The 214-nt window shown below is 76.2% G+C and carries 1 protein-coding gene; it reads left to right on the top strand.

Going from position 1 to position 214, the window contains the following annotated elements; translation table 11 throughout:
* The coding region (locus C7C46_RS33720; protein ID WP_146259350.1) for a putative PEP-binding protein at positions 1-214 on the top strand (214 nt) is incomplete at both ends.

Genomic DNA, 214 nt, shown 5'->3' with positions numbered 1-214 from the left:
AGATCTACCCTCTTCCCCTCCCCACCACACTCCCGACCCCCCCCCCAGCCCGCCCCCGGCTGGGCCCGTGCCTCCGAAGCCCTCGCGCACCTCTCCGACGAGACCACCCCCGCCGTCACGCGGAGCATCGAGACCCTGATCGCCACCGCCCACGCGGTCGGCCGCCCGGTCGGCCTGTGCGGCCAGCGGCCCAGCGACGACCCGGCGTTCACCC

It is taken from the genome of Streptomyces tateyamensis (genome assembly GCF_003205575.1).
Taxonomy (GTDB): domain Bacteria; phylum Actinomycetota; class Actinomycetes; order Streptomycetales; family Streptomycetaceae; genus Kitasatospora; species Kitasatospora tateyamensis.
Note: the sequence above shows the minus strand (reverse complement) of the source record. Positions and strands in the feature narration are given on the sequence as shown.